This is a genomic window from Promicromonospora sp. Marseille-Q5078, from assembly GCF_050315395.1.
Taxonomy (GTDB): Bacteria; Actinomycetota; Actinomycetes; order Actinomycetales; family Cellulomonadaceae; genus Isoptericola.
In genome coordinates this window covers 752,400-777,160 of the sequence record NZ_JBNPQG010000001.1, presented here as the reverse complement: position 1 = coordinate 777,160, position 24,761 = coordinate 752,400, and the positions used below count along the sequence as shown (strand labels likewise).

Annotated in this window: 25 protein-coding genes and 4 tRNA genes; 14 read left to right on the top strand and 15 right to left on the bottom strand. The window is 73.5% G+C overall.

Features of this window, described 5'->3' with window-relative positions; translation table 11 throughout:
• The first annotated feature begins 11 nt into the window (after positions 1 to 11).
• The 4 genes from ACQFYA_RS03630 to ACQFYA_RS03615 all read left to right on the top strand — a co-directional run bounded on the left by ACQFYA_RS03630 (position 12) and on the right by ACQFYA_RS03615 (position 4,344).
• Positions 12 to 1,451: a sugar porter family MFS transporter gene (locus ACQFYA_RS03630; RefSeq protein WP_499121634.1), complete on the top strand. Its 1,440-nt coding sequence runs from the start codon at positions 12 to 14 to the stop codon at positions 1,449 to 1,451.
• A 195-nt stretch (positions 1,452 to 1,646) separates the two neighbouring features.
• Positions 1,647 to 2,123 carry a MarR family winged helix-turn-helix transcriptional regulator gene (locus ACQFYA_RS03625; RefSeq protein WP_499121633.1) on the top strand — a complete coding sequence of 159 codons (477 nt, stop codon included), beginning with the start codon at positions 1,647 to 1,649 and terminating at the stop codon, positions 2,121 to 2,123.
• Positions 2,120 to 3,745 (top strand): MDR family MFS transporter, encoded by a 1,626-nt coding sequence (locus ACQFYA_RS03620; RefSeq protein WP_499121632.1) that lies wholly within the window; start codon positions 2,120 to 2,122, stop codon positions 3,743 to 3,745. Before ACQFYA_RS03625 ends, ACQFYA_RS03620 begins: the two co-directional genes overlap by 4 nt.
• 113 nt (positions 3,746 to 3,858) lie before the next feature.
• A complete protein-coding gene (locus ACQFYA_RS03615) occupies positions 3,859 to 4,344 on the top strand; it encodes a MarR family winged helix-turn-helix transcriptional regulator (protein WP_499121631.1) in 486 nt (161 codons plus the stop codon).
• An 81-nt stretch (positions 4,345 to 4,425) separates the two neighbouring features.
• Here ACQFYA_RS03615 and ACQFYA_RS03610 read toward each other — a convergent pair whose 3' ends face one another.
• From ACQFYA_RS03610 to ACQFYA_RS03600, 3 genes are all read right to left on the bottom strand, one after another.
• The gene (locus tag ACQFYA_RS03610) at positions 4,426 to 5,166 is read right to left on the bottom strand and encodes a tyrosine-protein phosphatase (RefSeq protein ID WP_499121629.1); all 741 of its coding nucleotides are present in this window, start codon (positions 5,164 to 5,166) and stop codon (positions 4,426 to 4,428) included.
• A gap of 19 nt (positions 5,167 to 5,185) precedes the next feature.
• Positions 5,186 to 5,590: a peptide-methionine (R)-S-oxide reductase MsrB gene (msrB, locus tag ACQFYA_RS03605; protein ID WP_499121628.1), complete on the bottom strand. Its 405-nt coding sequence runs from the start codon at positions 5,588 to 5,590 to the stop codon at positions 5,186 to 5,188.
• A gap of 63 nt (positions 5,591 to 5,653) precedes the next feature.
• Complete coding sequence (locus ACQFYA_RS03600; RefSeq protein ID WP_499121627.1) at positions 5,654 to 7,114, bottom strand: DEAD/DEAH box helicase; 1,461 nt, start codon at positions 7,112 to 7,114, stop codon at positions 5,654 to 5,656.
• Between the two features lie 239 nt (positions 7,115 to 7,353).
• Between ACQFYA_RS03600 and ACQFYA_RS03595 the strand changes: the two genes are divergently transcribed.
• On the top strand, positions 7,354 to 8,106 hold the full coding sequence (locus ACQFYA_RS03595) for a M50 family metallopeptidase (protein WP_499121625.1): 753 nt from the start codon (positions 7,354 to 7,356) through the stop codon (positions 8,104 to 8,106).
• A gap of 14 nt (positions 8,107 to 8,120) precedes the next feature.
• Here the strand turns inward: ACQFYA_RS03595 and ACQFYA_RS03590 are convergent, their stop codons facing one another.
• Complete coding sequence (locus ACQFYA_RS03590) at positions 8,121 to 8,948, bottom strand: DUF1206 domain-containing protein (protein ID WP_499121624.1); 828 nt, start codon at positions 8,946 to 8,948, stop codon at positions 8,121 to 8,123.
• 188 nt (positions 8,949 to 9,136) lie between these two features.
• Positions 9,137 to 9,421 carry a Fe-S cluster assembly protein HesB gene (locus tag ACQFYA_RS03585; protein WP_499121623.1) on the bottom strand — a complete coding sequence of 95 codons (285 nt, stop codon included), beginning with the start codon at positions 9,419 to 9,421 and terminating at the stop codon, positions 9,137 to 9,139.
• 248 nt (positions 9,422 to 9,669) lie between these two features.
• Between ACQFYA_RS03585 and ACQFYA_RS03580 the strand changes: the two genes are divergently transcribed.
• Positions 9,670 to 9,742 (top strand) — tRNA-Lys (locus ACQFYA_RS03580).
• A 52-nt stretch (positions 9,743 to 9,794) separates the two neighbouring features.
• On the opposite strand, the gene ACQFYA_RS03575 is transcribed toward ACQFYA_RS03580, so the two are convergent.
• Both ACQFYA_RS03575 and ACQFYA_RS03570 read right to left on the bottom strand, forming a co-directional pair.
• Entirely contained in the window at positions 9,795 to 10,943 is a 1,149-nt protein-coding gene (locus ACQFYA_RS03575; RefSeq protein WP_499121622.1) for a DUF4241 domain-containing protein, read from the bottom strand.
• 196 nt (positions 10,944 to 11,139) lie between these two features.
• Positions 11,140 to 11,583, bottom strand: a complete 444-nt coding sequence (locus tag ACQFYA_RS03570) for a hypothetical protein (protein ID WP_499121621.1) — start codon at positions 11,581 to 11,583, stop codon at positions 11,140 to 11,142.
• 775 nt (positions 11,584 to 12,358) lie between these two features.
• Here ACQFYA_RS03570 and ACQFYA_RS03565 point away from each other — a divergent pair.
• On the top strand, positions 12,359 to 13,093 hold the full coding sequence (locus ACQFYA_RS03565; RefSeq protein WP_499127414.1) for a glycerophosphodiester phosphodiesterase: 735 nt from the start codon (positions 12,359 to 12,361) through the stop codon (positions 13,091 to 13,093).
• An 18-nt stretch (positions 13,094 to 13,111) separates the two neighbouring features.
• On the opposite strand, the gene ACQFYA_RS03560 is transcribed toward ACQFYA_RS03565, so the two are convergent.
• Entirely contained in the window at positions 13,112 to 13,687 is a 576-nt protein-coding gene (locus ACQFYA_RS03560) for an antibiotic biosynthesis monooxygenase (protein ID WP_499121620.1), read from the bottom strand.
• 284 nt (positions 13,688 to 13,971) lie between these two features.
• Between ACQFYA_RS03560 and ACQFYA_RS03555 the strand changes: the two genes are divergently transcribed.
• Entirely contained in the window at positions 13,972 to 15,156 is a 1,185-nt protein-coding gene (locus ACQFYA_RS03555) for a M15 family metallopeptidase (protein WP_499121619.1), read from the top strand.
• 69 nt (positions 15,157 to 15,225) lie between these two features.
• Here ACQFYA_RS03555 and ACQFYA_RS03550 read toward each other — a convergent pair whose 3' ends face one another.
• Positions 15,226 to 15,588, bottom strand: a complete 363-nt coding sequence (locus ACQFYA_RS03550; protein WP_499121618.1) for a metallopeptidase family protein — start codon at positions 15,586 to 15,588, stop codon at positions 15,226 to 15,228.
• 58 nt (positions 15,589 to 15,646) lie between these two features.
• Here ACQFYA_RS03550 and ACQFYA_RS03545 point away from each other — a divergent pair.
• From ACQFYA_RS03545 to ACQFYA_RS03525, 5 genes are all read left to right on the top strand, one after another.
• Positions 15,647 to 15,719, top strand: a tRNA-Glu gene (locus tag ACQFYA_RS03545).
• 148 nt (positions 15,720 to 15,867) lie between these two features.
• Positions 15,868 to 15,941: transfer RNA gene (locus ACQFYA_RS03540), tRNA-Asp, on the top strand.
• Between the two features lie 50 nt (positions 15,942 to 15,991).
• A tRNA-Phe gene (locus tag ACQFYA_RS03535) sits at positions 15,992 to 16,064 on the top strand.
• A gap of 162 nt (positions 16,065 to 16,226) precedes the next feature.
• Positions 16,227 to 16,643: a phage holin family protein gene (locus tag ACQFYA_RS03530; RefSeq protein WP_499121617.1), complete on the top strand. Its 417-nt coding sequence runs from the start codon at positions 16,227 to 16,229 to the stop codon at positions 16,641 to 16,643.
• Entirely contained in the window at positions 16,640 to 16,957 is a 318-nt protein-coding gene (locus ACQFYA_RS03525; protein WP_499121616.1) for a DUF3618 domain-containing protein, read from the top strand. Before ACQFYA_RS03530 ends, ACQFYA_RS03525 begins: the two co-directional genes overlap by 4 nt.
• Before the next feature lie 20 nt (positions 16,958 to 16,977).
• Here the strand turns inward: ACQFYA_RS03525 and ACQFYA_RS03520 are convergent, their stop codons facing one another.
• Positions 16,978 to 17,187 (bottom strand): BldC family transcriptional regulator, encoded by a 210-nt coding sequence (locus tag ACQFYA_RS03520; protein WP_416342820.1) that lies wholly within the window; start codon positions 17,185 to 17,187, stop codon positions 16,978 to 16,980.
• Between the two features lie 398 nt (positions 17,188 to 17,585).
• Here ACQFYA_RS03520 and ACQFYA_RS03515 point away from each other — a divergent pair, with 398 nt between their 5' ends.
• A complete protein-coding gene (locus ACQFYA_RS03515; protein ID WP_499121615.1) occupies positions 17,586 to 17,789 on the top strand; it encodes a DUF3073 domain-containing protein in 204 nt (67 codons plus the stop codon).
• A gap of 123 nt (positions 17,790 to 17,912) precedes the next feature.
• On the opposite strand, the gene purM is transcribed toward ACQFYA_RS03515, so the two are convergent.
• The 5 genes from purM to ACQFYA_RS03490 form a co-directional block, all read right to left on the bottom strand.
• Positions 17,913 to 19,019 carry a phosphoribosylformylglycinamidine cyclo-ligase gene (gene purM, locus ACQFYA_RS03510; RefSeq protein ID WP_499121614.1) on the bottom strand — a complete coding sequence of 369 codons (1,107 nt, stop codon included), beginning with the start codon at positions 19,017 to 19,019 and terminating at the stop codon, positions 17,913 to 17,915.
• Positions 19,020 to 19,108: 89 nt separating this feature from the next.
• The gene (purF, locus tag ACQFYA_RS03505) at positions 19,109 to 20,656 is read right to left on the bottom strand and encodes an amidophosphoribosyltransferase (protein ID WP_499121612.1); all 1,548 of its coding nucleotides are present in this window, start codon (positions 20,654 to 20,656) and stop codon (positions 19,109 to 19,111) included.
• Between the two features lie 34 nt (positions 20,657 to 20,690).
• Positions 20,691 to 21,131: a hypothetical protein gene (locus ACQFYA_RS03500; protein ID WP_499121611.1), complete on the bottom strand. Its 441-nt coding sequence runs from the start codon at positions 21,129 to 21,131 to the stop codon at positions 20,691 to 20,693.
• A 97-nt stretch (positions 21,132 to 21,228) separates the two neighbouring features.
• A complete protein-coding gene (locus tag ACQFYA_RS03495; RefSeq protein ID WP_499121610.1) occupies positions 21,229 to 24,039 on the bottom strand; it encodes an ExeM/NucH family extracellular endonuclease in 2,811 nt (936 codons plus the stop codon).
• 276 nt (positions 24,040 to 24,315) lie between these two features.
• Positions 24,316 to 24,690: a sterol carrier family protein gene (locus ACQFYA_RS03490; protein WP_499121609.1), complete on the bottom strand. Its 375-nt coding sequence runs from the start codon at positions 24,688 to 24,690 to the stop codon at positions 24,316 to 24,318.
• Between the last annotated feature and the right edge of the window lie 71 nt (positions 24,691 to 24,761).

Sequence of the window (24,761 nt, the reverse complement as noted above, 5' to 3'; positions counted from 1 at the left end):
TTAGGAGACTCATGTCCACCCCCACAGCAGGTCAGGCGGGCGCCCACAACGCCCACCGGAAGGCCACGGCACTCGCGATCGCCGCGGCGGTCGGAGGGTTCCTCTTCGGTTTCGACTCGTCGGTCATCAACGGCGCCGTCGACGCGATCGAGGGGCAGTTCGACCTCAACTCCACCGTGACGGGCCTCGTGGTCGCGATCGCCCTGCTCGGCTGCGCGCTCGGCGCATGGTCCGGCGGCAAGCTGGCCGACCGGTGGGGCCGTACGCACGTGATGGTGCTCGGCGCCGTCCTCTTCTTCGTCTCGTCGATCCTGTCGGCGATCGCGTGGAGCGCCTGGGACCTCGCCCTCTGGCGCTTCATGGCGGGCGTCGGCATCGGCATCGCGTCGGTCATCGCCCCCGCCTACATCGCGGAGATCGCGCCGGCCGTCATGCGCGGCCGGCTGGGGTCCCTGCAGCAGCTCGCGATCACGGTCGGTATCTTTGCGGCCCTGCTGTCCGACCAGGTCCTGGCGACCGCCGCCGGCGGAGCGGCGAACGAGCTCTGGTTCGGCTGGGCGGCCTGGCGCTGGATGTTCCTCGTCGCCGTGGTCCCCGCGGCGGTGTACGGGATCCTCGCGCTACGCATGCCGGAGTCGCCGCGCTACCTCGTCACCAAGGGGCGCGACGAGGACGCCCGGAAGGTGCTGTCGTCGGTGCTCGGCCCCGACGAGGACGTGCACGAGCGCGTCTCCGAGATCCACCGGTCGATCGCCGTCGACGAGAAGAACGCCGAGCTGGGCAGCCTCAAGGGCGACCGGTTCGGCCTCAAGCCCATCGTGTGGGTCGGCATCGTCATGGCGATCTTCCAGCAGTTCGTCGGGATCAACGTGATCTTCTACTACTCGACGACGCTGTGGCAGGCCGTGGGCTTCGACGAGTCGCAGGCGTTCCTGGTCTCGACGATCACGTCGGTGACCAACGTGGCGGTGACCTTCATCGCGATCGCGCTCATCGACAAGGTGGGCCGACGCCCGCTGCTCCTCATCGGCTCCGCCGGGATGGCCGTGACCCTGGGGCTCATGGCGATCGCGTTCACGCAGGCCACCGGGAGCGGTGACAGCCTCAGCATCGCCGCCCCGTGGAGCGGCGTCGCGCTGGTGTCGGCCAACGCCTTCGTCGTCTTCTTCGGCGCCACCTGGGGCCCGCTCATGTGGGTGCTGCTGGGCGAGATGTTCCCCAACCGCATCCGCGCCGCGGCGCTCGGTGTGGGCGCGGCCGCGAACTGGATCGCGAACTTCGCGATCACGCTGACGTTCCCGCCGATGCTGGACACGTTCGGCCCCGCGATCCCCTACCTGATGTACGCGATCTTCGCGGTGCTCTCGTTCTTCTTCGTGCTGGGCAAGATCCCCGAGACGAAGGGCGTCGAGCTCGAGGACATGGCGGGCGAGGCGTACAAGCGCGCCTGACGGCACCCCTCCCGCCCCACGACGGCCCGCGACGTCCCCGACGTCGCGGGCCGTCGTCATGTCCGCGACCAGGACACTTGCTTGCTGCAAGCACCGGGCGTATGTTTGCTCTCTGCAATCAGTCGGCCCGCTCCGGGTCGCACCGCTCCGGCCGTCCCGGCCCCGAGCACCCCCTCTTCCTGCAAAGGCCCTGCCATGCCCGCACCCCGCACCGAGGCCCGTGAGCTCGTGGAGACGCTCGAGGAGCTCTCCCGCGCCCAGCGCGAGGCCGCCATGCGCGTCGCGCGCGACCTGGACCTCCCGCGCGCCGGGCTCGGCGCCCTGCACATGCTCACGCGGTGCGGGCGCGTGCAGCTCACGGACGTCGCCGCCAAGCTCCGCGTCGACGTGTCCGTCGCGAGCCGCCAGGTCAGCGCCCTCGTCGACGCCGGCCTCGTGCGACGCACGGTGGACGACGACGACCGGCGCGCCCGGACGCTCGAGCTGACGGACGACGGCCGCGAGTTCGCGGAGGCGTCCTTCCGCCGCATCGACGACCTCGTCTCCGAGGCCTTCGCCGACTGGTCGGACGAGGACCTCGCCGACGCCACCTCCCGGATCCGCAGCGTCGCGGCCGCACTCACCTCCACCCACGACCGCGCCACGGCGCCAGAGGAGATCCCCGCCCGATGAGTCAGTCCCCCAGTCCGGCACCCCTGGCGCCGGCGCTCCCCGCCACGGCGGCCCCGGCGATGAACCGCCGCGAGGTGCTCGAGGCCCTCTCGGGCATCCTCCTCGGCGTCTTCGTCTCGCTGCTGGCCACCACCATCGTCTCGACCTCGCTGCCCAGGATCGTCAGCGAGCTCGGCGGCTCCCAGCACTCGTACACCTGGGTCGTCACGGCCATGCTGCTGACGATGACGATCTCGACCCCGCTGTGGGGCAAGCTCGCCGACCTGACGAACCGCAAGGTCCTCATGCAGGTCGCCCTCGCCATCACGGTGATCTCCGCCGCCGCGGCCGGCCTCTCGCAGAGCATCGAGATGCTCATCGGCTTCCGCGCCCTGCAGGGCATCGGCGCCGGCGGCCTCACCGCCCTCGCGACCGTGCTGATGGCCGACATCATCAGCCCCCGCGAGCGCGGCAAGTACATGGGCCTCATGGGCGGCGTCATGGCCGTCGCGCAGATCGGTGGCCCGCTGCTCGGTGGCGTCCTCACCGACTCGATCGGCTGGCGCTGGACCTTCTTCGTCGGCGTCCCGTTCGCGATCGCCGCGTTCATCGTGCTGCAGAAGACCCTGCACCTGCCCGCCATGGCGAAGCGCGTCGTGAAGATCGACTACGCGGGCGCCGTGCTCATCGCCGTCGCCGTCGCGCTGCTGCTGCTGTGGGTCACCTTCGCGGGTGACCAGTTCGCGTGGGCCTCGTGGCAGACCGCCGCGATGGTCGGCGGCGCCGTCCTGGCCCTGGTGGCCGTCGGCTTCGTCGAGCGCGCCGCCGCCGAGCCGATCATCCCGCTGCACCTGTTCAAGAACCGCACCTTCGTGCTCGCGGTCATCGGCTCCGCCTCGGTGGGCGTCGCGATGTTCGGCACCGCCGTGTTCCTCAGCCAGTACTTCCAGCTGGCCCGGGGCAAGACGCCGACCGAGTCCGGCCTGCTCACCATCCCGATGGTCGTCGGCACGATGCTCGCCGGCGTCGTCCTCGGCCGCATCATCTCGAACACCGGACGGTACAAGGCGATCATGGTGGGCGGCGCCGTCGTGCTGTCCGCCTCGCTGTTCGGCCTGTCCACCATCGAGGTGGACACGAGCTTCGTCCTCATCTCCGTGTACCTGTTCGGCCTGGGCATCTCCGTGGGCGCCCTGATGCAGAACCTCGTGCTCGCCACGCAGAACACGCTGGACGTGCACGAGATGGGCTCCGGCACCTCCGGCGTCGCGTTCTTCCGCTCGCTGGGCGGCGCGATCGGCGTCTCGGCCCTCGGCGCGGTCATGGCCGCCCAGGTCAAGTCGGACCTCGTCTCCGGCCTCGCCAAGCTCGGCGTCCCCGCGGACGCCCTCGGATCCGGGACGGGCGCCGTGCCCGACCTGTCGGCGGTGCCCGGCCCCGTGGCCGAGGTCATCGCGTCGGCCTACTCGGACGGCATCACGACGATCTTCCTGTACGCCGTGCCGATGGCCGTGATCTCGCTCATCGCCGTGCTGTTCATGAAGGAGATCCCGCTGGGCCACCGGTCCGGCATCGAGCAGGTGCTCGACGAGGAGAAGAGCGCCGAGCCGACCGTCTCCGCGCCCGTCTCCGAGCGGGCCTGACACCTGCGGAACACCCGGACGGGGCCGATTTCACCCGCTCAGGCCCCGTCCGGGCGCAACTTCCCCCGCTGACGGCACTCCCGTTTGCCCCGGCGAAGCCTCATGATGGGCGCATGCACGACGCAGCCGCTCAGCCCTTGCCCGACCCGGCCACCGACCCGTTCGGGGCTCTCGAACGCGAGATCCGGGTCCTGATCCGTCGCGCCCAGTCGTCGGCGGCGCAGACCGCCCGCCGGGTGCATCCCGAGCTCGAGGCGTCGGCGTACCCGATCCTCGCGCACATCGACTCCCACCCGGGGATCCGCGGCTCCGACCTCGCCGCCCACTTCGGCGTCGGGCGGGCCACCGTGTCCCGCCAGCTGAGCCGGCTGGTGGCTCTGGGCCTCGTGCACCGCGAGGTGGACCCGGAGGACACGCGCGGCCAGCGGATCACGCTGACCGCCGACGGCGCCCAGCGGTTCGCCCGCGCGCGCGACCGCCGCATCGACATGTACAAGGACGCGTTCGGCGAGTGGGACGAGGCCGACGTCTCCCAGCTCGCGACGCTGCTGCACCGCTACTCCGAGGACTTCGTGCGGTGGCGGGACGCGCGCTCCTGACCAGCGTCGCCGGTCGAGCCTGTCGCCGGTCGAGCCTGTCGAGACCTCGTCCCGACAGGCTCGACGCATGTTCCGGGCCGGTCAGTCGGCGAGGAGGCGGGATCGCAGGGCGTCGAGCGTCCCGGCGTCCCCGCCGTGCGCGAGGAACCAGCCCCGCGCCCCGCCGTCGTCCTCGGCGAACCGGTCCAGCACCGTCTCGATCGCCCACCCGGGCGCCGTCACGAGCTCCGGGGGCAGCCTCGCCAGGAGGTGCGCGTCCGGCACGGCGAGGTTCGCGGTGACCGCGGCGCGCGCCAGCACCTGCGCCATGTGCGGGCCCGTCCGCTCGTAGTCCGCGACGATCGCCTCCCGCTCCACCCCCAGCAGGGCCAGCACGAGGGCGACGGTGACGCCCGTGCGGTCCTTGCCGGCGGTGCAGTGCACGAGGACGGGGGCGGCGTCGGTCGCGATCAGCCGCACCGCCTCGACCAGGTGCCCCGCGCCCGGCTCGTCGAGCATCTGCAGGTAGAGGTCGCCCAGGCCGGGGATCGCGGCGGGCGCGCCCGCCCCCTCCATCGCCGTGCCGCCCAGCACGGGCAGCGGCACCACCTGCGCGACGGGCGCCAGGGGGTGGGACTCGCCGCTCTCGCCCGGGTCGCGCAGGTCGAGCACCATGCGGGGCGGCCAGGCGACGCCGTCCGGGTCCCGGTCGCCGGAGCGGGGGGCGTCGGAGCGCAGCAACGCCCCGGGCCTGAGGCCCGGGGCGGCCGTCGCGACGTCGCGCAGGTTGACGAGGTGGTCGGGCACGTGGTCCGACGTGCGGTCGGACGTGAGGTCGGTCACGTGCCCGACCCTAGCCGCGTCAGCCCTCCGCGGGCTCGAACGTGAGGCTGAGCGAGTTCATGCAGAACCGGTCGCCGGTGGGCGTCTGGGGCGCGTCGTCGAAGACGTGCCCCAGGTGCGACCCGCAGCGCGCGCAGCGCACCTCGGTGCGGACCATGCCGTGCGTCCTGTCCTCGAGCAGCTCCACGCTGTCGCCGGCCAGCGGCGTGTAGAACGACGGCCAGCCGCAGTGCGAGTCGAACTTGGTCTCGCTGCGGAACAGCTCGTGGCTGCAGGCGCGACAGCGGTAGACGCCGACGCGCTTCTCGTCGAGCAGCTCGCCGGTCCAGGGTCGTTCGGTGCCCGCCTGCCGCAGCACCGTGAACTCCTGCGGGGAGAGCTCCACCTGCCACTGCTCGTCGGACTTGGTGACTTCGTACGTCATCTGACACCTCCGTCGTGCACAACCCGGTCGGGGCCGTGGCTGTTCCGGCCGTCGTCGAGCGGCTCAGGCCGCGGGCGAGCCGCCCTGGCCCCGACCGCGACCGCCACGGCGGCGGCGACGGCGCGCCGGGGCGGAGCCGTCCGCGCGGACGGCCTGCGGTGCGCTCCCGCCGGACGCCGCCGGACGGGCCTGGGTGCGCTGGCCCTGGCCACCGCCCTGCGGGCGACCGCCCTGGCCGCCCTGCGAGCGTCCGCCCTGCGACCGGCCGCCCTGGGGCTGGCCGGAGCCCTTGCGGCGCTGCGGCGCCTGAGCCACCGGGGCCGGGGGCGCGACGTAGGCGGCGACCTCGCCCACCAGCGCGGAGACGGTCGCGTCGCCCGGAGCCACCGGCTGCGGGCGGGCGTCGATCTTCGCCTTGCGGGTGAGGTCGCGGACGTCGCCGCGCTGCTCGGGGAGCATCACGGTGACGACGTCGCCGCCGGAGCCGGCGCGGGCCGTGCGGCCCGAGCGGTGCAGGTACGCCTTGTGCTCGGCGGGCGGGTCCACGTGCACCACGAGCTCGACGTCGTCCACGTGGATGCCGCGCGCCGCGATGTCGGTGGCGACCAGCACCTTGACGTCCCCGGAGGAGAACGCGGCGAGGTTCCGCTCGCGCGCGCCCTGCCCGAGGTTGCCGTGCAGGTCGACGGCGGGCACGCCCGCGCCGGTGAGCTGCTTGGCGAGCTTCTTGGCCTGGTGCTTGGTGCGCGTGAACAGCACGCGGCGGCCGGTCCCGGAGGCGAGCGCGTGCACCACGTCCTTCTTCGCGTCCGCGTCGGCGACCGCGAGGATGTGGTGGGTCATCTGCGGCGGCGGGGCCGCGGCCTCGTCGACCGAGTGCGTGACCGGGTTCTTGAGGTACCGCTTGACGAGGACGTCGACGCCGTTGTCCAGCGTGGCGGAGAACAGCAGGCGCTGCCCCTCGCGCGGCGTGCGGTCCATGATCCGCTTCACGCCGGGCAGGAAGCCGAGGTCGGCCATGTGGTCGGCCTCGTCGAGCACGGTGATCTCGACCTCGTCGAGCGAGAGGTGCTTCTGGCCGAGCAGGTCCTCGAGCCGGCCGGGGCAGGCGATGAGGACGTCGACGCCGGCGTTGAGGGCCGTCACCTGGCGCGACTGGGCGACGCCGCCGAAGACGGTCGTCGTGACGAGACCGAGGGTCTTCGCCAGCGGCTCCATGGTCGCGTTGATCTGGTTGGCGAGCTCGCGCGTCGGGCAGAGCACGAGGGCGCGCGGGCGGCCGGGGCGGCGGCGCGGGCGGCCGGCGGCCGCGGCCTGCGCGGCGGACGTCGCGAGGCGCGTCACGACGGGCAGCGAGAACGCGAGGGTCTTGCCCGAACCGGTGCGGCCGCGGCCGAGCACGTCGGTGCCGGCGAGGGTGTCGTTCAGCGACGCCGTCTGGATGGGGAACGGGGTGGTGATGCCCTGGTCCGTCAGCTCACGGACGACAGGGGCGGGCAGGCCGAAGTCGGCAAAGGTAGTCAAGAAAGAGGGCCTCTCGGGCTGGGACGTCGGAGACGTCGATGGTCGGGGTCCGCCGCACGTAATCCGGGGGGATCTCCACGACGCGGGGCGCGCGGACGCGCAGCCACCTCCAGCATTGTCGCACGTCCGGGGGCGTCACCCCAGGGTCTCGGACGCGGCGTACGTCACCCGGGCCACGTGCCGGGGCGAGCGCGGGGCGGGCGCGCGCGTCCGGCCCGTCCCCAGGTGGTCGTGGTGGAATGACCGCCGTGGACGACTTCCTCACGACCGCCGGCGACGTGCTGACGCAGATCTGGACGGCCGCCACCACGCCCGTGCCGCCTCCGGCACAGCCGGTGGTGCTGGCCGCGGGCCTCGCCGCGCTCGCCGTCGTGCTCGTGACCCCGGTGTGGCGGGTCGCGCGGCACGTCGTGACGATCGCGCACGAGGGCGCGCACGCCGTCGCCGCCATGCTCACAGGCCGACGGCTGGACGGGATCCGGCTCCACTCGGACACGTCGGGGCTCACGGTCTCCGCCGGGCGCCCCCGGGGCTTCGGCATGATCGTCACCGCGTTCGCCGGCTACGTGGGCCCGGGCCTCACGGGCCTGGGCGCCGCCTGGCTGCTGCGGCACGGCTACGCCGTCGGCCTGCTGTGGCTGCTGGTGCTGCTGCTCGCCCTGCTGCTGCTCAAGATCCGCAACTGGTTCGGCCTGTGGTCCATTCTCGTGAGCGGTGCCGGGCTCGTCGCGGTCTCCTGGTGGCTGGACCCCGCGGCGCAGTCCGCCGTCGCGTACGCCGTGACCTGGTTCCTGCTGATCGGGTCGGTGCGGCCGGTGCTCGAGCTCCAGGCGCAGCGCGCCCGCGGCCGCGCGCGGCGGTCGGACGCCGACCAGCTCGCGGCGCTGACCCGCACCGCCGGCATCCTGTGGGTGGTGGTCTTCCTGCTCGTCACGGTCGGCTGCCTGCTGCTCGGCGCGACCTGGATCGTGGGGCCGGTCGTCCCCGCCTGAGCGCGGGCCGCCGGTCAGAGCCGCGCGTACCGCGCCCGGGCGAACGAGTACACGCCGTACGCGGCGATGCCGATCCCGACCACCACGAGCAGCACGGCGCCGTACGGCTGGTCGCGGATGGTCCGCAGGGCGTCGTCGAGGCCACCCGCCTTCTCGGGGTCCGACGTCCAGGCCGCGGCGACGAACAGCCCGCCGAGCACGCCGAGCGCGACGCCCTTGGCGGCGTACCCCACCTGGCCGGAGCGGACGACGGCCTGGCCGACTGCGCCGCCACCCGTGCCGCGGAGGTCCTCGAGGAACGTCTTGCGCCATCCCTTGACGACGTGGAAGACGCCGACGCCGACGATGACGAGCCCCACCGCCGCGACGAGCCACCGCCCGGCCGGGGCCGCCATGAGGTCGGCCGTGAGCCCCTCCTCCTTGCTGTCCCCGCCGCCGGAGCCGCCCTGGGCGTAGCGGGCGGCGGTGGCGGCGAGCACGGCGTAGAGGACGGCCTTCGCGCCGGCCTTGCCGCGCGACGCCGCCTGCTTGGCGGTGTCCGACCCGGGCACGCCGAGGATCGCCTCGGCGAGCTGCCACAGGGCCAGCGCCCCGAAGCCGACGGTGACGGACCACAGCAGGACGGCGCCCCCGGGGGTGCTCGCCAGCTGCTGGAACACGCCGGCCTGGTCGGCGCCCCCCGCGGGCGCGGAGCCGAAGGCCAGCCGGACGGCGAGGTATCCCAGGAGCAGGTGCACCACGCCGGACGCTGCATAGCCCGACCGGGCGAGCATCTGGAGCGCTTTGCTGCGGCGGGCGTTCCGGGCGGCGCGCCCGGCGGAACGGGCGGGGGTGGACGACACAGAAGACCTCCAGGGGCTGCGGACGGCGGGCGGCGCGACGACCGTGTCGCCGTCGACCCCTGGAGCGCGGCGCCCCGGGGCTCTTGAGTATGGCGGACCGAGGCGGGCCCCGGAGACGAACGACGGCCGGCCGTGGGACGGATCCCACGACCGGCCGTCGATGACGCCGGGAGCCTCCTGCTGCGCGCTCAGTCCTGCGGCGTGAGCACGAAGCCCGGCCCCTGGGCGGCCGGGTCGGTGTCGAGCGTCAGGGTCTCGAGCGCGGGCGCTGCCTCCGCCTCGACGAAGACATGCGTGGCGCCGCCCTCGTCGACCACCTGGTCGTCGGGCTGGGGCGCGGGGACGAGCGCGAGCTCGAAGTTGCCGGGCTGGCCGGCGGACTGCGCGATCCGCAGCCCACCCTCGTCGGGCACCCCGGCCTGCTGGGCGAGATCCTCGACTGCGGTACGGGCGGTGTCGGTCACGGTGAGCATGGACGCTCCTCTCGTCGGTCCTTGCGAACCCCTCCACCGAAACAGCATGAGGGGTCCGGGCGCAACGCTGAGACGCGATCGGGACGAGATCTCCCGGTGGGTGAGACCTCAGGTGACAGCCCGACCACGGCACGGATAGGTTGCCCCCCGTGACCGGATCGTGACTTCTCGGCGGTCCGAGGCGCGGTCCCCACGCTCCCGCGTACGCTGTCCCGCAGCCGACGACCAGCCCTCGGGCGGCCGGCGGCGGGCCTCTAGCTCAACTGGCAGAGCAGCGGACTTTTAATCCGCGGGTTCAGGGTTCGAGCCCCTGGGGGCCCACTCCTTCGCAGGTCGGACCGCGTGCGGATGGACACCGCGACGGGTGGCCGGATCACGGGCCCGCGGTGAACTCGTCGGGGCCCTCGAGGACGAGCATGTCCGCGACGACGGCGACGACGTCTCCGTCGTCGCCCCGGCCGACCCAGACCGGGTAGCCGCCGTCGCCATCACCGCTCGGGAACAGGATCATGGCGTCGTCACCGACGCTCGCGCTGAGGTCCAGGCGCGCGGCGGCGGCGTCGAGGGCCGCCCCGGCCAGGGAGTCCACGGCCGCGGCGTCGGCGAAGGACGCAGTGCCGGAGTCGACGCCGAAGTCGTCGTACTCGCCGTCGCCGAGCTCGACAAGCTCCTGCCCCTCGCGTCGCGCCATCTCCCACGTCACAGCGGGTTCCTGGCCGACGGTGAGCCGCGCGCCGACCACCGTCTCGCCGGTGTCGTGACGGGCCGCCACGGCGAGCGTGACCGGATAGGTGCCGGGCGGGACCGGGACCTCGATCGTCAGCTCGGCAGCGGCGTCCGGGGGGTAGGTCGGGTCCATGACCTTGAGCCGACCCGACGGAACCTTGACCCGTCCCGCCTCGTGCACCCTGATGGTTGCTTCGCCGGCGCCGGTGCGGACCCGCGCACCCGGGTCGAACATCCGGTCGATGTCACCCGGAGCGAGCGGACCGGGCGGAGTCCACGGTGCGCCGTGGACGACCGGAACACCGGGATCCTGCCGGCCGGGCACGATCGGAGCCGCCAGCCCGACGAGGTCCAGCACGTCGTCCCAGCGCCCGGGCTCGGGCAGGCCCGTCGCCGGACGCACGGCCCGGCCCGCCTGCTGCAGGCTGCCGCCGTCGGCTCGCTCGCTCTCGTCCCAGCACGTCCCGTCCGGACCGTAGGTGATCACGCGGCGTGCGACCTGATCGCTCGGGGACCACGCTTCGTGCTCGCGAAGCGCCAGACCGTCGTCGATCGCCCGCAGGTCGAGGCGCACGCTCGACCGGCCCTCGTCGTCCAGGGCGAGCAGCTCGAGACGGCGCGCCGACCACGCCGTGCGGATCACGACCCCGGGGTCGGCGCCGTCGTGCAGAACCGCGACGTACGGATCTCCCGCCGCGTCGCGCTCTCGGGCGGCCGCCGGCGTGATCGGTTCCACGAGGCCCGAGTCCCAGCCGAGGCCGTAGCTGACCTCCCACGACTCCGGCGGCGAGCCCACGTCCGGCGGGTCGGGGCACCGCCCTCCTGGCGGTGGGTCCGGCGGGCCGAACCCGTACGGCGATCCGAGGGGACTCCCGCCCACCGGCAGGGCCACCGCGACGGCCGCGACGGCCGCGAGCGCGACACAGCCGACCAGATACCAGGAAGTACGGCGCACGGGCGCAACCTACCGGCACTCGGGGACGCGGCTGCCGTCATGGTTCCCGAGGTGTGAGGGCGTCGGACCACCACTCGACGTACCGGCCTCGCTCTCGCGCGTCGGCGCTGAACGCGGGCCCGGCGTGTTCACGGAACGGCAACCAGTACGCCGGCGAGCTGACCAGGAAGTCGGTCACCCGAAGGCTGACCGCCTCCTGGAGGTAGGACCTGCCTGAATCGACCGCCGCCTCGAGGACGCGTGCCACCCGAGCGAGCAGGTCGGCATTCCTGGGCGCGCTCTTCAATGCCGGTTCGAGCACGCCGTCGACAAGGACGATCGACGCGTATGAGTAGGACCCCACGCGACCGTTCTGAGGCATCCCGAGATCCGCGGCGAGCTCGAACTCGTCGCGCTCGAGCTCTTTCATCAGGTCTCGGGCCTCGGGCAGCTGGTTCCAGATCAGCCCTCGAAAGAACTCGTCGTCGTCGACGTCTCTCATCCGCACGTCCTTGTCACCCCATCCCGGAACCCTCCGCAGACCTCGCCACCTACGCCTGGTCGCGTGACTCCATCCAGTAGACCGTGTCGGCGACGAGGAGGTCCAGGTGGACTCCCAGGCGCACCGCCGCGACGGATGGCAAAGGTGACCGGGTGCCTGACGCACTCACGTTTCTGCCCCGCATGGCTGACCACCGGTCCGATGCCTGATCCCTGGGGTACGTTCCCTGGCTGTGCATCCTCGGACGTACTGGCGTGACCTGGGCATCTACGCCAAGGGGGCTCTCGCCTGAGTCGAGCCATCCGGCGTACGTGGCCGTCGCCCCCGAGTCGTTCTACTCGGCGACAAGCGAGGACGCTTCGGCAACCACAACGGCCACGACATCCTGGGGGTTCTCGAGAACTGCACGTCACACCGGCGGTGCGGCGTGCAGGGTGGCAAGCCGTCACCGGCTGCAGAGGTCACCGACGTCGTGCGGGTTCTGTCGCGAGCACCGTCAACGAGCTGAGGTGTGCGTCTGTCGGTCGAGTCCACGTTCAGCGCTGCCGCGACGGCGACCCGGTCCTGGCGTCGAACGGGAGCGCCCTGCAGGGACGACGACAGCCGGCCACCTCGGCATACCATCGACACAGGCCAGTCCAGCAACCCGCACACGCGACACGCGGCCGATCCGGCACGGTTCTCCGCGAGTTGCGGGTCCGATCCCCACGGTGCCCACCCGTCACCGTCGCCCCGAAGGACCTCAGCCCCCCCCCCCCCCCCGGCCCCCGCCGTCATCGCCCACCGCGGCGCCTCCGCCGACGCGCCGCAGAACACCCTCTCCGCCTTCGACGCCGCGGCCCGCGCGGGAGCGCGGATGATCGAGATCGACGTGCACCTCAGCGCCGACGGCGTCCCGATGGTGATCCACGACGGCACGGTGGACGCCACGACCGACGGCACGGGCGAGGTCCGCGGGTTCACCCGGGCCGGGCTGCAGTCGCTCGACGCGGGCGGCTGGTTCGCGCCGGAGTTCGCCGGCCAACGCATCCCGACCCTGGCCGAGGTGCTCGAGCTCGTCGCGACGCGCCCGGGCCTCGACGTGCTGTGCGAGTACAAGGGCCGGTGGACCGCCGACGACGTCGCCGTGACGATGCAGGTGGTGGCAGAGGCCGGCCTTGAGGACCGGCTGATGGTGCAGGGGTTCGACCCCGTCACCGTCGCCGCGCTGCGCGACGTCGCCCCGCAGGTGCCGCGATCCCTGCTGGTCGAGCACCCGCGCGACGACCTGGCCGAGCTCCTCGGCGAGCTCGGCGCCGCCGCCGTCAGCCCGGGCGCCGCCCTGATCGCCGACGACCCGGCGCTCGTGCCTGCCGCCCATGCCGCCGGCCTGCAGGTGTTCGGGTGGACTGCCAACGACGAGCCCGCCTGGGAGCTCCTGCGGGATGCCGGCGTGGACGGCATCATCACCGACCACCCGGCGCGGCTGCGGGAGTGGCTCGACGGGGCGCCCGTACCGTCCGCCCGCTGAGGCTGCCGCCGGCCCGGCTCAGCGTCGCGGCGCGTGCAGCCAGCCGGACAGCCGGCCGGTCACCCAGGGCAGCACCCAGAACGACATGATCGGCGTGAGCACCAGGGTCGTGGCGAGCACCCGCGGCACCACGTGCAGATCGCCGAACGACGGCACGAGCCACCCGACCAGCGCCGTGAAGGCCAGGTTCACGGGGAAGAAGCCGAGCCAGATGGCCACCGACTGCTTCCAGCGGGGCGGTGCCGCGAGCAGGGGCGGTCCGGCCGGCTCGTCCTGCCGCAGCGGGGCGTCGAACCAGCCCTCGATGCCGGTGCGCTTCTCCACGCGCCGCTCCTCGACGAGCCCCTCGCCGGCCGCGAGCCACCGGCGGCGCTCCTCCGAGCCCTCCCAGGCATCGAGCCGCGCGGCGTCGGCGAACCGGTAGAGCATGATCCAGTCGGCGGCGCCCTCGGCGGCGCGGATCCAGCCGGAGCCGAGGAAGCCGTCCCAGCGGTTCGCGAGGCGGACGCCGGACTGCACCCAGGCGGTCACCTCGGGGACGCGGTCCTGGCTGACGACACGGTGGACCGCGACGGTCACGGGTGCGGAGCTCATCCGAGCATCCTGAGGCGCGGCGGGCGGGCACGTCGAGGCGGCGGGCGGCGCGGGACGGCCCGTCCCAGCATCCGGATCCGGGCCGACGGCGGCCGGCCGATCGCCCCGGGATGTCCCGTCCTTCACATCTCGTCCCCGCGCCCCGCACGGGATTCGTGTCGTCTGGTTCCCTCGTCGGCCCGGAGCACCCGTCGGGACGGTTGAAGATGGAAGGAGCTCCCGACCGGTGTGAGCTCCCGACAGGTTCGAGCTCCCGAACTCCCGACCCCCGAGGACCTTCCCACGTGACCGAGCACGCCTCTGCGCCCCTGCCCCGGCGCCGCGACATCCACCACCCCGACCGCACCCCGCGCCCCGCCCGCGCCGCCCAGCCCCGGCCGCGGCGCCGCGCCGCGCGCGCCGGCGTCCCCGTGGCGCTCACCGTGATGGCACTGACGACCGGCGTGGCGACCGGGCTCACCCAGGCCTCCGGGGAGCCCGCCGCCGCGGCGGCGACCACACCCGAGGCGAGCTCCGTGGGCGCGATCGGCACCGGCGCCTTCGGCGCGACGGACGCGACCACGGCCGCGACCGCGATCGCGCGCCCCGCCCTCGCCGGTGCGGCGTCCGCGACGGCGGGCGCCGTCGGCTCGAGCGACTCCTCCGCGGCCGCCGACAAGACGACCACGAAGGACGCGGCCTCCGCGCCGTCCGGCGACGAGGCGCTCTCGGCCGCGCAGGCGGTCCTCGCCCGCGCCGACCAGGTGGCGTCCGAGTCGCGGGCGGTCCCGCGCGACCAGCGCCGGTCCGTGGCGAAGAGCGCGGCGACGCTGCGCGACCTCGTCGCCGACCGGACCGGCACGGAGGCGGCGTCCCGCTCCGCCGAGCGCACCTCCCTGGACGTGCGTGCCACGGATGCGGCGGACATCGCCAAGGCCACGGACTCGCTCACCGCGGTGCTCGACACGACGAAGACCAGCGCGGTCAGCATCGAGCCCGCCCCCGCGACGCCTGCCGAGATCCTCAGCACCCAGGCCGCGAAGGCCCGCAAGGCGGCGGCTGCGCTCAAGCAGCACGCCGACGACACCGAGGGCTACGAGAACGGGCGCATCCCCTCCGCGGACCTCGCCGAGCTGTCGTTCGCGAAGGGCGAGACGCTCCGCGCCGACGCGGCCGAGCAGCTCGAACGGCTCGACGCCGCGTACCGGGCCCGCTTCGGCACGCACCTGGAGGTCCGCGACTCCTACCGCTCCTACGAGTCGCAGGTGTCCGTCAAGGCGAGCCGCGGCTACTTCGCCGCCGTGCCGGGGTACTCGGACCACGGCTGGGGCATCGCCGTCGACCTCAACGACGGGGTGGAGGAGTACGGCAGCGCCCAGCACCAGTGGCTCGTCGAGAACGCCGGGAAGTTCGGCTGGCACAACCCCGACTGGGCCCAGGCCGACGGCCGCAAGCCCGAGGCATGGCACTGGGAGTACAGCCCGCTCTGAGCGGCACGCGCCGCACCGCACGACGACGCCCGGGACCGATCGGTCCCGGGCGTCGTCGTCTCGTCACACCTAAGCCCAGCCGAGGTCGTGCAGCCGCTCGTCGTCGATGCCGAAGTGGTGGGCGATCTCGTGCACCACAGTGATCGCGACCTCCTCGACCACGTCCTCACGCGTGTCGCAAATCGCGAGGGTCGGGTTGCGGTAGACGGTGATCCGGTCCGGCAGCGACCCGGCGGCCCAGTGCAGGTCGCGCTCCGTGAGCGGCACGCCCTCGTACAGCCCGAGGAGCTCGGGGTCGTCCGCGGGGGCGTCGTCCTCCACGAGCACGACGACGTTGTCCATCATCGCGGCCAGGTCGGCCGGCACCTCGTCGAGGCCGTCACGGACCGCGTCCTCGAACTCCTCGCGCGTCATCTCCACCACGGGTCCCATCCTCGCCCACCCGCGGGCGCCGGCCGTCTGCGACGCCTGGGTATGCTTGCCCGGTCCAGCCCCCATCGTCTAGCGGCCTAGGACCCCGCCCTTTCACGGCGGTAGCACGGGTTCGAATCCCGTTGGGGGTACGTCCGCGGGGTGTCGGCGACGTCCGACGGCCCGCGAAACGGGGCGTTCTTGCTGGTCAGGATCCGATTTCAAGATCCCGGCGAGCATGGGGTACGCTTCTTCTCGGCTCGAAACGAGCTTCCAGGTGCGGAGACTTCTCCTCACCATGGCCCTGTAGCGCAGTTGGTTAGCGCGCCGCCCTGTCACGGCGGAGGTCGCGGGTTCAAGTCCCGTCAGGGTCGCGCATGATGCGCCCGGTTCGTCGGCAACGGCGCCCGGGCGTTCGTGTCACGGCTCTGTAGCTCAGTTGGTAGAGCGTTCGACTGAAAATCGAAAGGTCACCGGATCGACGCCGGTCGGAGCCACAGCAGAGACCCCCGCGCCCCAGGCGCGGGGGTTTCGTCGTTCCAGGGCGTGCCGCGCGCGACCCGACCCGCCTTCGTGCACCGTAGGAATTGCCTGGACCAGCAGGGACGGGTTGAGTGGGACCCCACGGACGATCACATCTCGCAGGATCGGAGCAGCCGATGACGGACTGGGACGACGGACGCACGCCGCCCGCCGAGCAGCCACCCTCCATGGGTCGGCTCGTGGAGCAGCTGTCGGAACAGGCCACGCGGCTCGTGCGCGCGGAGGTCGCGCTCGCCAAGGCCGAGATCACGGAGAAGGCGAAGCGGTCCGGCATCGGGGTCGGGCTGATCGGCTTCGCCCTCGTCGTCGTGCTGTACGCGGTGGGCGTGCTCATCTGGGCCGGGATCACCGGGCTCGCGGAGGCGTGGCCCCTGTGGCTCTCGGCGCTGGTCGTGGGCGTGGCTCTGCTGCTGGTGGCGGGCGTCGCGGCGGCGATCGCCGTCGGTCAGCTCAAGAAGGCGGCCCGCCGGCCCGAGACGATCGACCGGGTCAAGGAAGACGTCGAGACGCTGAAGAAGGGGGTCCGCCGGTGACCGAGCCCACGACGCCCCAGGACCGCGTCCCGCCCCCCACCGCGCGGGAGCTGCAGGACGAGGTGACCCGTACCCGCGCCGAGCTGACCGAGACCCTCGACCAGCTCGCGACGCGACTGTCGCCGTCCTACCAGGCGAACCAGCTCGCGAGGGCGACGAAGCAGGCGGCGAGCGACGCCGGCGCGTTCGTCACGGGCGGCGGCCTGCCCGACGGCCAGCCCCGACGCAAGCGCAACGCGCAGGTGCTGCTCGGTGCGGCCGCAGCGGGCCTGGCGCTCGTCGTGATCGTCGTCGTCCGCGCCCGGCGCCGCTGAGGGCTCCCGCCCGGACACCGCTACTTGTTGTCCGGCGTCGCCTCCTCGGAGGCGGCGCCGAGCAGCGCGCGCACCTCCGACTCCTTGTAACGACGGTGCCCCCCGAGGGTGCGGATCGACGAGAGCTTCCCCGCCTTGGCCCAGCGGGTCACGGTCTTCGGATCGACGCGGAACAGACTGGCCACCTCGGCAGGCGTCAGCAGAACCTCGGAGTCTCCGTGGAGCGACATCCCCTGCACCTCCTGGTGCGTGACCGGCCCGGGCGGCGCCCGGTGTGCTACACGGTCTCGCTCATCCATTGTGGGCAGAAAGCGGGATTGAGGCGACTTGGGAGCCGGATGAAATCGTCCGGATCGTACGGGCATGGCCCGAGACGTGCCGTGCGTCCCGTTCTGACTGGCTCCGGGCCCGGCACGGACCGTCACGCGCACCTTTCGGTCTCGTGACCTGAGACACCATCGCACGGACGTCACCCCCTCCGACGTCGATCGATGCGACCGGCACGCGCCGCGGAGTGGAGGGAATGGCACGCGAGCATGTACCGTTGGGATCTGAACAGACTACTAACGCACGGGGCCGCCGTCTGGGACGTCGCCTGCCCCGCTCCTACGTTGAGGGGGTCTCAGCCATGGGCCGCGGCCGTCAGAAGGCAAAGCAGACTAAGGTCGCTCGCGAGCTGAAGTACTACAGCCCCGAGACGAACTACCACGCGCTCGAGCAAGAGCTCAAGGGCAGCGAGGGCAGTCGAACCGATGTCGCCACGGAGGATCGTTTCTCCGCCGACGACGAGGAGTACGACAACCGATACAACACCTGGGGCGACGAGCGTTGAGTCGCCGGTGCAGCGTCCCGTCCTGAACCACGGGATCCTGCACCGCGTGCGAAGGGCCGGACGGCAGCAGCCGTCCGGCCCTTCGTCCGTGCGGGGGAGAATCCCCTCCCCCGCGACGCCCTGTCAGCGGTAGTCGCCGACCATCCGCACCGCGCCACCGTGCACGCCCTTGGTCCCGGCGACCAGGTCCTCGGCCGGGGCGGCGGGGTCCAGGTCCGCCACGGAGCCCAGCACCCAGGCGGGCACCCCGCGGGCGGCCAGCGTCGCCAGCGCGGCGTCCACGCCCTCGGCGCCGACGACCGCCACCATGCCGACGCCCAGGTTGAGGGTGTTCTCAAGGTCGCCCCGCGGCACCGAGCCGAGGTCGCGGACCGTCCGGAAGACGGCCGGCACCTCCCACGAACCGCGGTCCACGGTGGCGACGGTGCCGGCGGGGAGCACGCGCGCGAGGTTCGCCGCGAGGCCGCCGCCCGTCACGTGGGTGACCGCGTGCACCTGCGCGGCCGGGTCCTGCGCGAGGGCGAGCACGTCGCGCGCGTACACGCGGGTCGGCTCCAGCAGCTCCTCGCCCAGGGTGCGGCCGAACTCCTCGACGTGGCGGTCCAGCGCCCAGCCCGCGTGCCGCACGACCGCGCGCACCAGCGAGTAGCCGTTGGAGTGCAGGCCGCTGGAGCCCATGGCCACCAGCACGTCGCCGGCGCGCACGCGCTCCGGGCCGAGCACGGCGTCGGCCTCGACGATGCCCGTCGCGGCGCCCGCGACGTCGTACTCGTGCGGCTCCAGGAGTCCCGGGTGCTCGGCCGTCTCGCCGCCGACGAGGGCCGTGCCGGCCACCTCGCAGGCCTGGGCGATGCCGCGCACGATGTCGGCGACGCGCTCCGGGACCACCTTGCCCGTGGCGATGTAGTCGGTCATGAACAGCGGCTCGGCGCCGACCACGACGATGTCGTCGACGACCATGCCGACGAGGTCGAAGCCGATCGTGTCGTGCTTGTCGAGCGCCTGCGCGATCGCGACCTTGGTGCCGACGCCGTCCGTCGAGGTCGCGAGCAGCGGCTGGCGGTACTCGCGGATCGCGGAGAGGTCGAAGAGCCCGGCGAACCCGCCCACCCCGCCGAGGACGGCGGGGCCGTGCGTGCGGCGCACCGCGTCCTTCATCAGTTCGACGGCCTTGTCGCCGGCCTCGGTGTCGACGCCGGCCGCGGCATAGGTCAGGGGTTCGTTCGTCACTGTGGCTCCCAGGCCGGTGGTTGAGCTTGTCGAAACCACCATCGGTCGTCGGACGGCGGCTTCGACAGGCTCGGCCACCGGGGATCTGGTCAGGGGTGGTCGAGTGCGTTCGACGCGCCGGCACCGACGGTCACCTGGCGGAGCCCGTCCTCGGGGGCGCCGAGCGGCAGCTCCGCCTGCTCCAGGAGGTGCTTGCCGAGCTGGTCGGCGGTCGGCAGCTCGATCGGGTACTTGCCCGTGAAGCAGGCCGCGCACAGCTGGGAGGACGGCTGCTCCGTGGCGGCGATCATGCCCTCGACGGAGATGTAGCCGAGCGAGTCCGCACCGAGGGACTGGCCGATCTCCGCCGGGCTCAGCCCGTTCGCGATGAGCTCGGCGCGCGACGCGAAGTCGATGCCGTAGAAGCACGGCCACTTGACCGGCGGGGACGAGATGCGCACGTGCACCTCGGCCGCCCCCGCCTCGCGGAGCATGCGGATCAGCGCCCGCTGCGTGTTCCCGCGCACGATCGAGTCGTCGACGACGACGAGGCGCTTGCCGCGGATGACCTCGCGGAGCGGGTTGAGCTTGAGCCGGATGCCGAGCTGGCGCAGCGTGTCGGACGGCTGGATGAACGTGCGGCCCACGTAGGCGTTCTTGGTGAGGCCCTGGCCGAACGGGATGCCCGACTCGGCGGCATAGCCGACGGCGGCCGGCGTGCCGGACTCCGGCGTCGGGATGACGAGGTCCGCGTCGACCGGGTGCTCGCGGGCGAGCGTGCGGCCCATCTCGACGCGCGACGCGTGCACGGAGCGGCCGTTGATCGTGTTGTCCGGGCGGGCGAGGTACACGTACTCGAAGACGCAGCCCGCACGCTCCGGCTCGGCGAACTTGTCCGAGCGCAGCCCGTCGGCGTCGATCGTGATGAGCTCGCCCGGCTCGACGTCGCGGACGTACGACGCGCCGACGATGTCGAGAGCCGGCGTCTCGGAGGCGACCACCCAGCCGCGCTGCAGGCGGCCCAGGACCAGCGGGCGCACGCCCTGCGGGTCGCGCGCGGCGTAGAGCGTGCCCTCGTCCATGAAGACGAGCGAGAACGCCCCGCGCAGCTGCGGCAGCACCTCGAGCGCCGTCTGCGCGAGCGTGTGGTCGGCGTCCCCGGCGAGCAGGGCCGTGATGAGCGCGGTGTCGGTGGTGTTGCCGCGCGCGAGCTCGCCGCGGCGCTGCGCGCCGTAGCGCTCGGCCACGAGGTTCACGAGCTCAGCGGAGTTGGTGAGGTTGCCGTTGTGCCCGAGGGCGACGGTGCCGCCCGCGGTCGCGCCGAGCGTGGGCTGGGCGTTCTCCCAGGTCACGCCACCGGTGGTGGAGTACCGGCAGTGGCCGACGGCGAGGTGGCCGGTGAGGGCGTCGAGCGCCGTCTCGTCGAAGACCTGGGACACGAGGCCCATGTCCTTGTAGACGAGGATCTGCTCGCCGTTGCTGGTGGCGATGCCGGCGGACTCCTGTCCGCGGTGCTGCAGGGCGTAGAGACCGAAGTAGGCGAGCTTGGCGACCTCCTCGCCGGGGGCCCAGACCCCGAAGACGCCGCAGGCGTCCTGGGGTCCCTTCTCGCCGGGCATGAGGTCGTGGGTCAGGCGGCCGTCAGGGCGCAAGGGCATGCCTCAAGTATCACACAGCGGCCCTGGCGGACCGTCAGCGGCGACGGAGGCTGCGCCGGTCGGCGATCACGGCGAGCAGGCCCGCGACGCCCAGGCCCAGCGCGATCCCGCCGAGCACCGTGACCGACACGTAGACGCCCGGCTTCATCAGGGTCTCCGCCGAACCGGAGACGTCGATGAGCCACGTCGAGAAGATCAGGCCGACGACGGCGCCGACCAGCGCGCCCACCCAGAGGAAGACGGTGACCTTGGGGGCGCGGCGGACCCGGTCGGGGTCGACCAGCAGCGCGACCTCCTGCGGCTCCTCCGAGGCCGGGGCGTCGCCCTCCGGCGTGCTGTCGGTCTCGGCGCCCGCCGCCGGGGCGGCGTCGGCGTCCGGCGCGGCGTCGGCGGGGACGCGGTCGGCCTCGTGGGGCGCCTGCTCGGGCGTCGCCGGGCGGTCGTCCGCGGGGCCGTCGGGGGTGGAGCTGCTCACCCCACGAGCCTAAGCCACCCCGTCCGGGCCGGAGACACCGCCGGTCGAGCCTGTCGGGACCACGCCGCGGCGGTCCGGACAGGCTCGGCCCGGCACGTCAGGCGGCGCCCAGGTCCCGCCACGGACCCCACGGCGTCGCGCCGGGCTCGTCGTGCCGGGAGTACCAGCGCGCCTCCCAGCGGTGACCGTCGTGCACGACCACGTCCCCCTTGCCGTACACCCAGGTGCCGGTCCAGGCGGGGAAGGTCCCCGCGGACGTGACGACGGGCGCCCCGACCTCGGCCCACGGCCCGTAGGCCGACGCCCCGGGCCGGTCGCCGCGCGACCACCAGAGCGCCTCGAACAGGCCGCCCTCGAAGGCGACCCGGTCGCCCTTCGTGTAGGTGGCGCTCGCCGTCCACGCGGGGGCCGTCGGCGCGAGGTCGAGACCGACGAGCAGCGGGTCGTGGTCGGACGACCGGAACGGCGTCTCGTCGTACAGGATCGTGGCGTTGTAGTTGTACCGGCTGTACTCGTTCGCCACCGGCTCGTACGCGTTGACGTTCCAGATGTCGGTGCCGGTCACCCGGTCGACGAGGCCCGGCGACGCGAGCGCGTGGTCGAGCGAGCCGACCGCGCCGTCGAACGCGTAGCTGTACTCGCCGGTGGTGGGGCCCAGGTCGGTGTACCCCGCGTCGGTCAGGACCACCACCGGGTCCTCCTGCTCGTACGAGTTGAGGTCGCCGAGCAGCAGCACGGCGTCGGTGCCCGCGTCCTCCGCCACGTCGTCGGCGAAGCCGACCAGCGCGGTCGCCTGCCGCACGCGGGACTCGTTGGACGCGCCCTGGCCGTCGCCGGTGTCCGCGTCGCCGGGCCACGGGCCGGCCGACCCCTTGGACTTGAAGTGGTTGGTGATCACCACCACGTCGTCCCCCGGGTCGGCCGCCACCCCGCCGGCCGGCTGGAACACCTGCGCGAGCGGCTGGCGCGCGTTGCCGAACGCCTCCGGGTCGTCGAGGATCCGCGACTCCCCCACCGGCTCGGCCGCGGCCGTCCGGTAGACGAACGCGGTGCGGATCACGTCCTCGCCGGCCGGCAGCGTGCCGGGCGACGCGACGTACGCCCACGTGCCCGCGCCGTCGTGCGCGTTCAGCGCGTCCACGAGGTCGGAGAGCGCCTGGTCGCGGTCCTTGCCGAACGCCGCGGAGTTCTCGATCTCCTCGAGCCCGACGACGTCGGCCCCGAGGGCGGAGATCGCCGCGACGATCTTGGTCGCCTGGCGCTCCAGGTCCTCGGCCTCGGCCGCGCCGCGGGCGTCGCAGCCGTCGCGGACGGTGACCGGGTCGCCGGCGCGGTCGGTGTAGTACCGGCAGCCGGTGAGCTGGTCGCCGGTGGTGGTGAAGTAGTTGAGCACGTTGAACGTGCCCACCTGCAGCGTGCCGCCCACGTCCTGCGGCGACGCCTCACGCGTGTCCTCGAACGTGGCGGGCTGCACGTCCTGGGCGACGTCCGGCGTGAGCCGGTGCTGCGGCTGCAGCCCCCAGGCGTCGTAGCGGTGGTCGAGGACGACGGGCCGCGTGAACGTGACGGCCGCGCCGACCCGGACCGGGTCGCCGCCGGTCAGCCACGGCAGCGGCTGGGACGAGTTCGCGGCCGACCCGTAGTTCGTCGACGCGCCGTCGTCCAGCAGCACGGCGCGGGCCGCGTTGTCCTCGGCCTGCTCCTTCGCCTCGGGCGACCCCGGGCGGCCGACCGACGTCGGCTGGACCAGCGGGGAACCGCCGGCCGCCAGCCCGATCGTGCCGTAGAAGTTCGTGTCGTAGTTGTCCGTGACGGTGAAGTCGCCCTGCGGGGCCAGGAGCATGCCCTCCAGCGCCTCCCGGTCGGCGTCGGTCCCGGGCCACGCCGTGGCCAGCGGCTCGACCGCGCCGGGCTCGTCGAGCGGGTTCCAGGCGTCGGCGGTGACCTCCGTCAGGCCCTCGTGCTCCCTGACCTCGCCCGTGACCTCGACGTGGTCGCCGACCTCGAGCTCGGCCGCCGCGGCGCGGGAGTAGACGAAGACGGCGTCGGAGGCGCCCGGCGTCGCGTCGTCGGCGGGGTCGCCGCCGGTGCCGGCCGTCTGCAGGTAGAGCCCGTCGAAACCGCCGGTGGGGAAGGTGGCGGTGACCACGCCCGTGGTCGTCACCGCCTTCCCGACCAGCGGCGAGGACGCGCCGGTGCCCTGGATCTCCGCGATCGTCGCGTCCTCGGCCGGGCCCGGGTCCGTGCCCGGGTCGGTGCCGCTCGCCGTCGGCGTGGGCGTCCCCGTGGCGAAGTCCGCGGCGTTGTCAGCGGTGTGGGCGTGGTCCCGGCGCGCGACCGACGTCGGGTTCGTCGTGGCGGGGGCGGGGCCGGAGCCGGCCCAGGCGTTGGCCGTGGGGCCCCAGCCGACGAGGTCGACGACGTCCTCGGCCTGGGCGCAGTCGGCGCCGGCGCAGGAGAGCCGGCCCGTCGAGCGGACCAGCGCGACCTTGGCGCCCGTGCCGGACATCGCGATCGTGCCCGTGACGTCGGGGGCGGGCAGCGCGGGCAGCGCGGTGTTCGCGCCGAGCGCCTCGCCGACGAGGAACGACCCGCCCGCGGGGACCTCGCCGGACAGGTTCGTCTGCGCCCCGTTGGCCCAGGCCCCGGTCGCCGACGCGTACTGCACCGACCAGCCGTCGAGCGACACCGGCTGGTCCGTCGGGTTGTACAGCTCGACGAAGTCCTGGTTCAACGCGGCGCCGCTGTTGCCGCCGCCGCCGTACACCTCGTCGATGACGATGGGGGCGTCGGGCGACACGGCGGCCGACGCCGGAGCCGCAAGGGCGGCGCCGACGGGGAGGACGAGCGCGGCCGCGGTGGCGGCCGCGAGCGGTCCTCGTGGGCGGGCGGGACGGGTGCGGGTCACGGTGGCTCCTTCGCGGCGGGACGTACGGGTGGCGTCACCTCAGCAGACCCGTGTGAACCACGGTTGAACCCCAGGTCACCGGACGTCGTCGTCCGCTGGCCGGCGCGCGACTGCCCGGTGCCGCCGAACGTAGCGGACCGAGCCGACGGCCGCTATCGCACGCCGCACGAACGACCTCGCGCGCTCCCGGGCCACCTCTGGACTACCTCGGCGCGACCCGAACTACCTCGCGGGACTTCGAACTACCTCGGCGAGATCTGGACTACCTCGGCGCGGTCAGGGGCGAGGGCGGGCGGCCTGCAGCGGCAGCAGCGCGGACAGGTCGGCGCGCTCGCCGGAGGCGCTCACCCGCCCGGACGCCAGGGCCTCGTCCCAGCCCAGGCGCCCCGTGGCGAGGCCGAGCCAGGTCTCCACGTCGGTCTCCACCACGTTGGGCGGCGTCCCCCGCGTGTGCCGCGGGCCGGCCACGGCCTGCACCGCCCCGGCGGGCGGCACCCGCACCTCCACGGAGTTCCCCGGCGCGACGTCGGCCAGCTCTTCCAGCGTGAACCGCACCGCGGTGGTCGTCACCGGCCGGGCGGTGTCCCCGCCCAGCCACGCGGCCACGGCGGCGCGCCCCGCCGCAGGGTCGGTCCGTCGTCGAGCAGGCACGGCAGCACCTTAAGCCCCACCGCCACCAGGCCGGTGCCCGTGGTCTCGACACGCTCGACCGACAGAACGAG

Coding starts and splice junctions, on each gene's coding strand:
- ACQFYA_RS03630 (WP_499121634.1), top strand. CDS start 12: ATGTCCACCCCCACAGCAGGTCAGGCGGGCGCCCACAACGCCCACCGG.
- ACQFYA_RS03625 (WP_499121633.1), top strand. CDS start 1,647: ATGCCCGCACCCCGCACCGAGGCCCGTGAGCTCGTGGAGACGCTCGAG.
- ACQFYA_RS03620 (WP_499121632.1), top strand. CDS start 2,120: ATGAGTCAGTCCCCCAGTCCGGCACCCCTGGCGCCGGCGCTCCCCGCC.
- ACQFYA_RS03615 (WP_499121631.1), top strand. CDS start 3,859: ATGCACGACGCAGCCGCTCAGCCCTTGCCCGACCCGGCCACCGACCCG.
- msrB (WP_499121628.1), bottom strand. CDS start 5,590: ATGACGTACGAAGTCACCAAGTCCGACGAGCAGTGGCAGGTGGAGCTC.
- ACQFYA_RS03595 (WP_499121625.1), top strand. CDS start 7,354: ATGACCGCCGTGGACGACTTCCTCACGACCGCCGGCGACGTGCTGACG.
- ACQFYA_RS03585 (WP_499121623.1), bottom strand. CDS start 9,421: ATGCTCACCGTGACCGACACCGCCCGTACCGCAGTCGAGGATCTCGCC.
- ACQFYA_RS03570 (WP_499121621.1), bottom strand. CDS start 11,583: ATGAGAGACGTCGACGACGACGAGTTCTTTCGAGGGCTGATCTGGAAC.
- ACQFYA_RS03560 (WP_499121620.1), bottom strand. CDS start 13,687: ATGAGCTCCGCACCCGTGACCGTCGCGGTCCACCGTGTCGTCAGCCAG.
- ACQFYA_RS03550 (WP_499121618.1), bottom strand. CDS start 15,588: ATGGGACCCGTGGTGGAGATGACGCGCGAGGAGTTCGAGGACGCGGTC.
- ACQFYA_RS03530 (WP_499121617.1), top strand. CDS start 16,227: ATGACGGACTGGGACGACGGACGCACGCCGCCCGCCGAGCAGCCACCC.
- ACQFYA_RS03520 (WP_416342820.1), bottom strand. CDS start 17,187: ATGTCGCTCCACGGAGACTCCGAGGTTCTGCTGACGCCTGCCGAGGTG.
- ACQFYA_RS03515 (WP_499121615.1), top strand. CDS start 17,586: ATGGGCCGCGGCCGTCAGAAGGCAAAGCAGACTAAGGTCGCTCGCGAG.
- purF (WP_499121612.1), bottom strand. CDS start 20,656: ATGCCCTTGCGCCCTGACGGCCGCCTGACCCACGACCTCATGCCCGGC.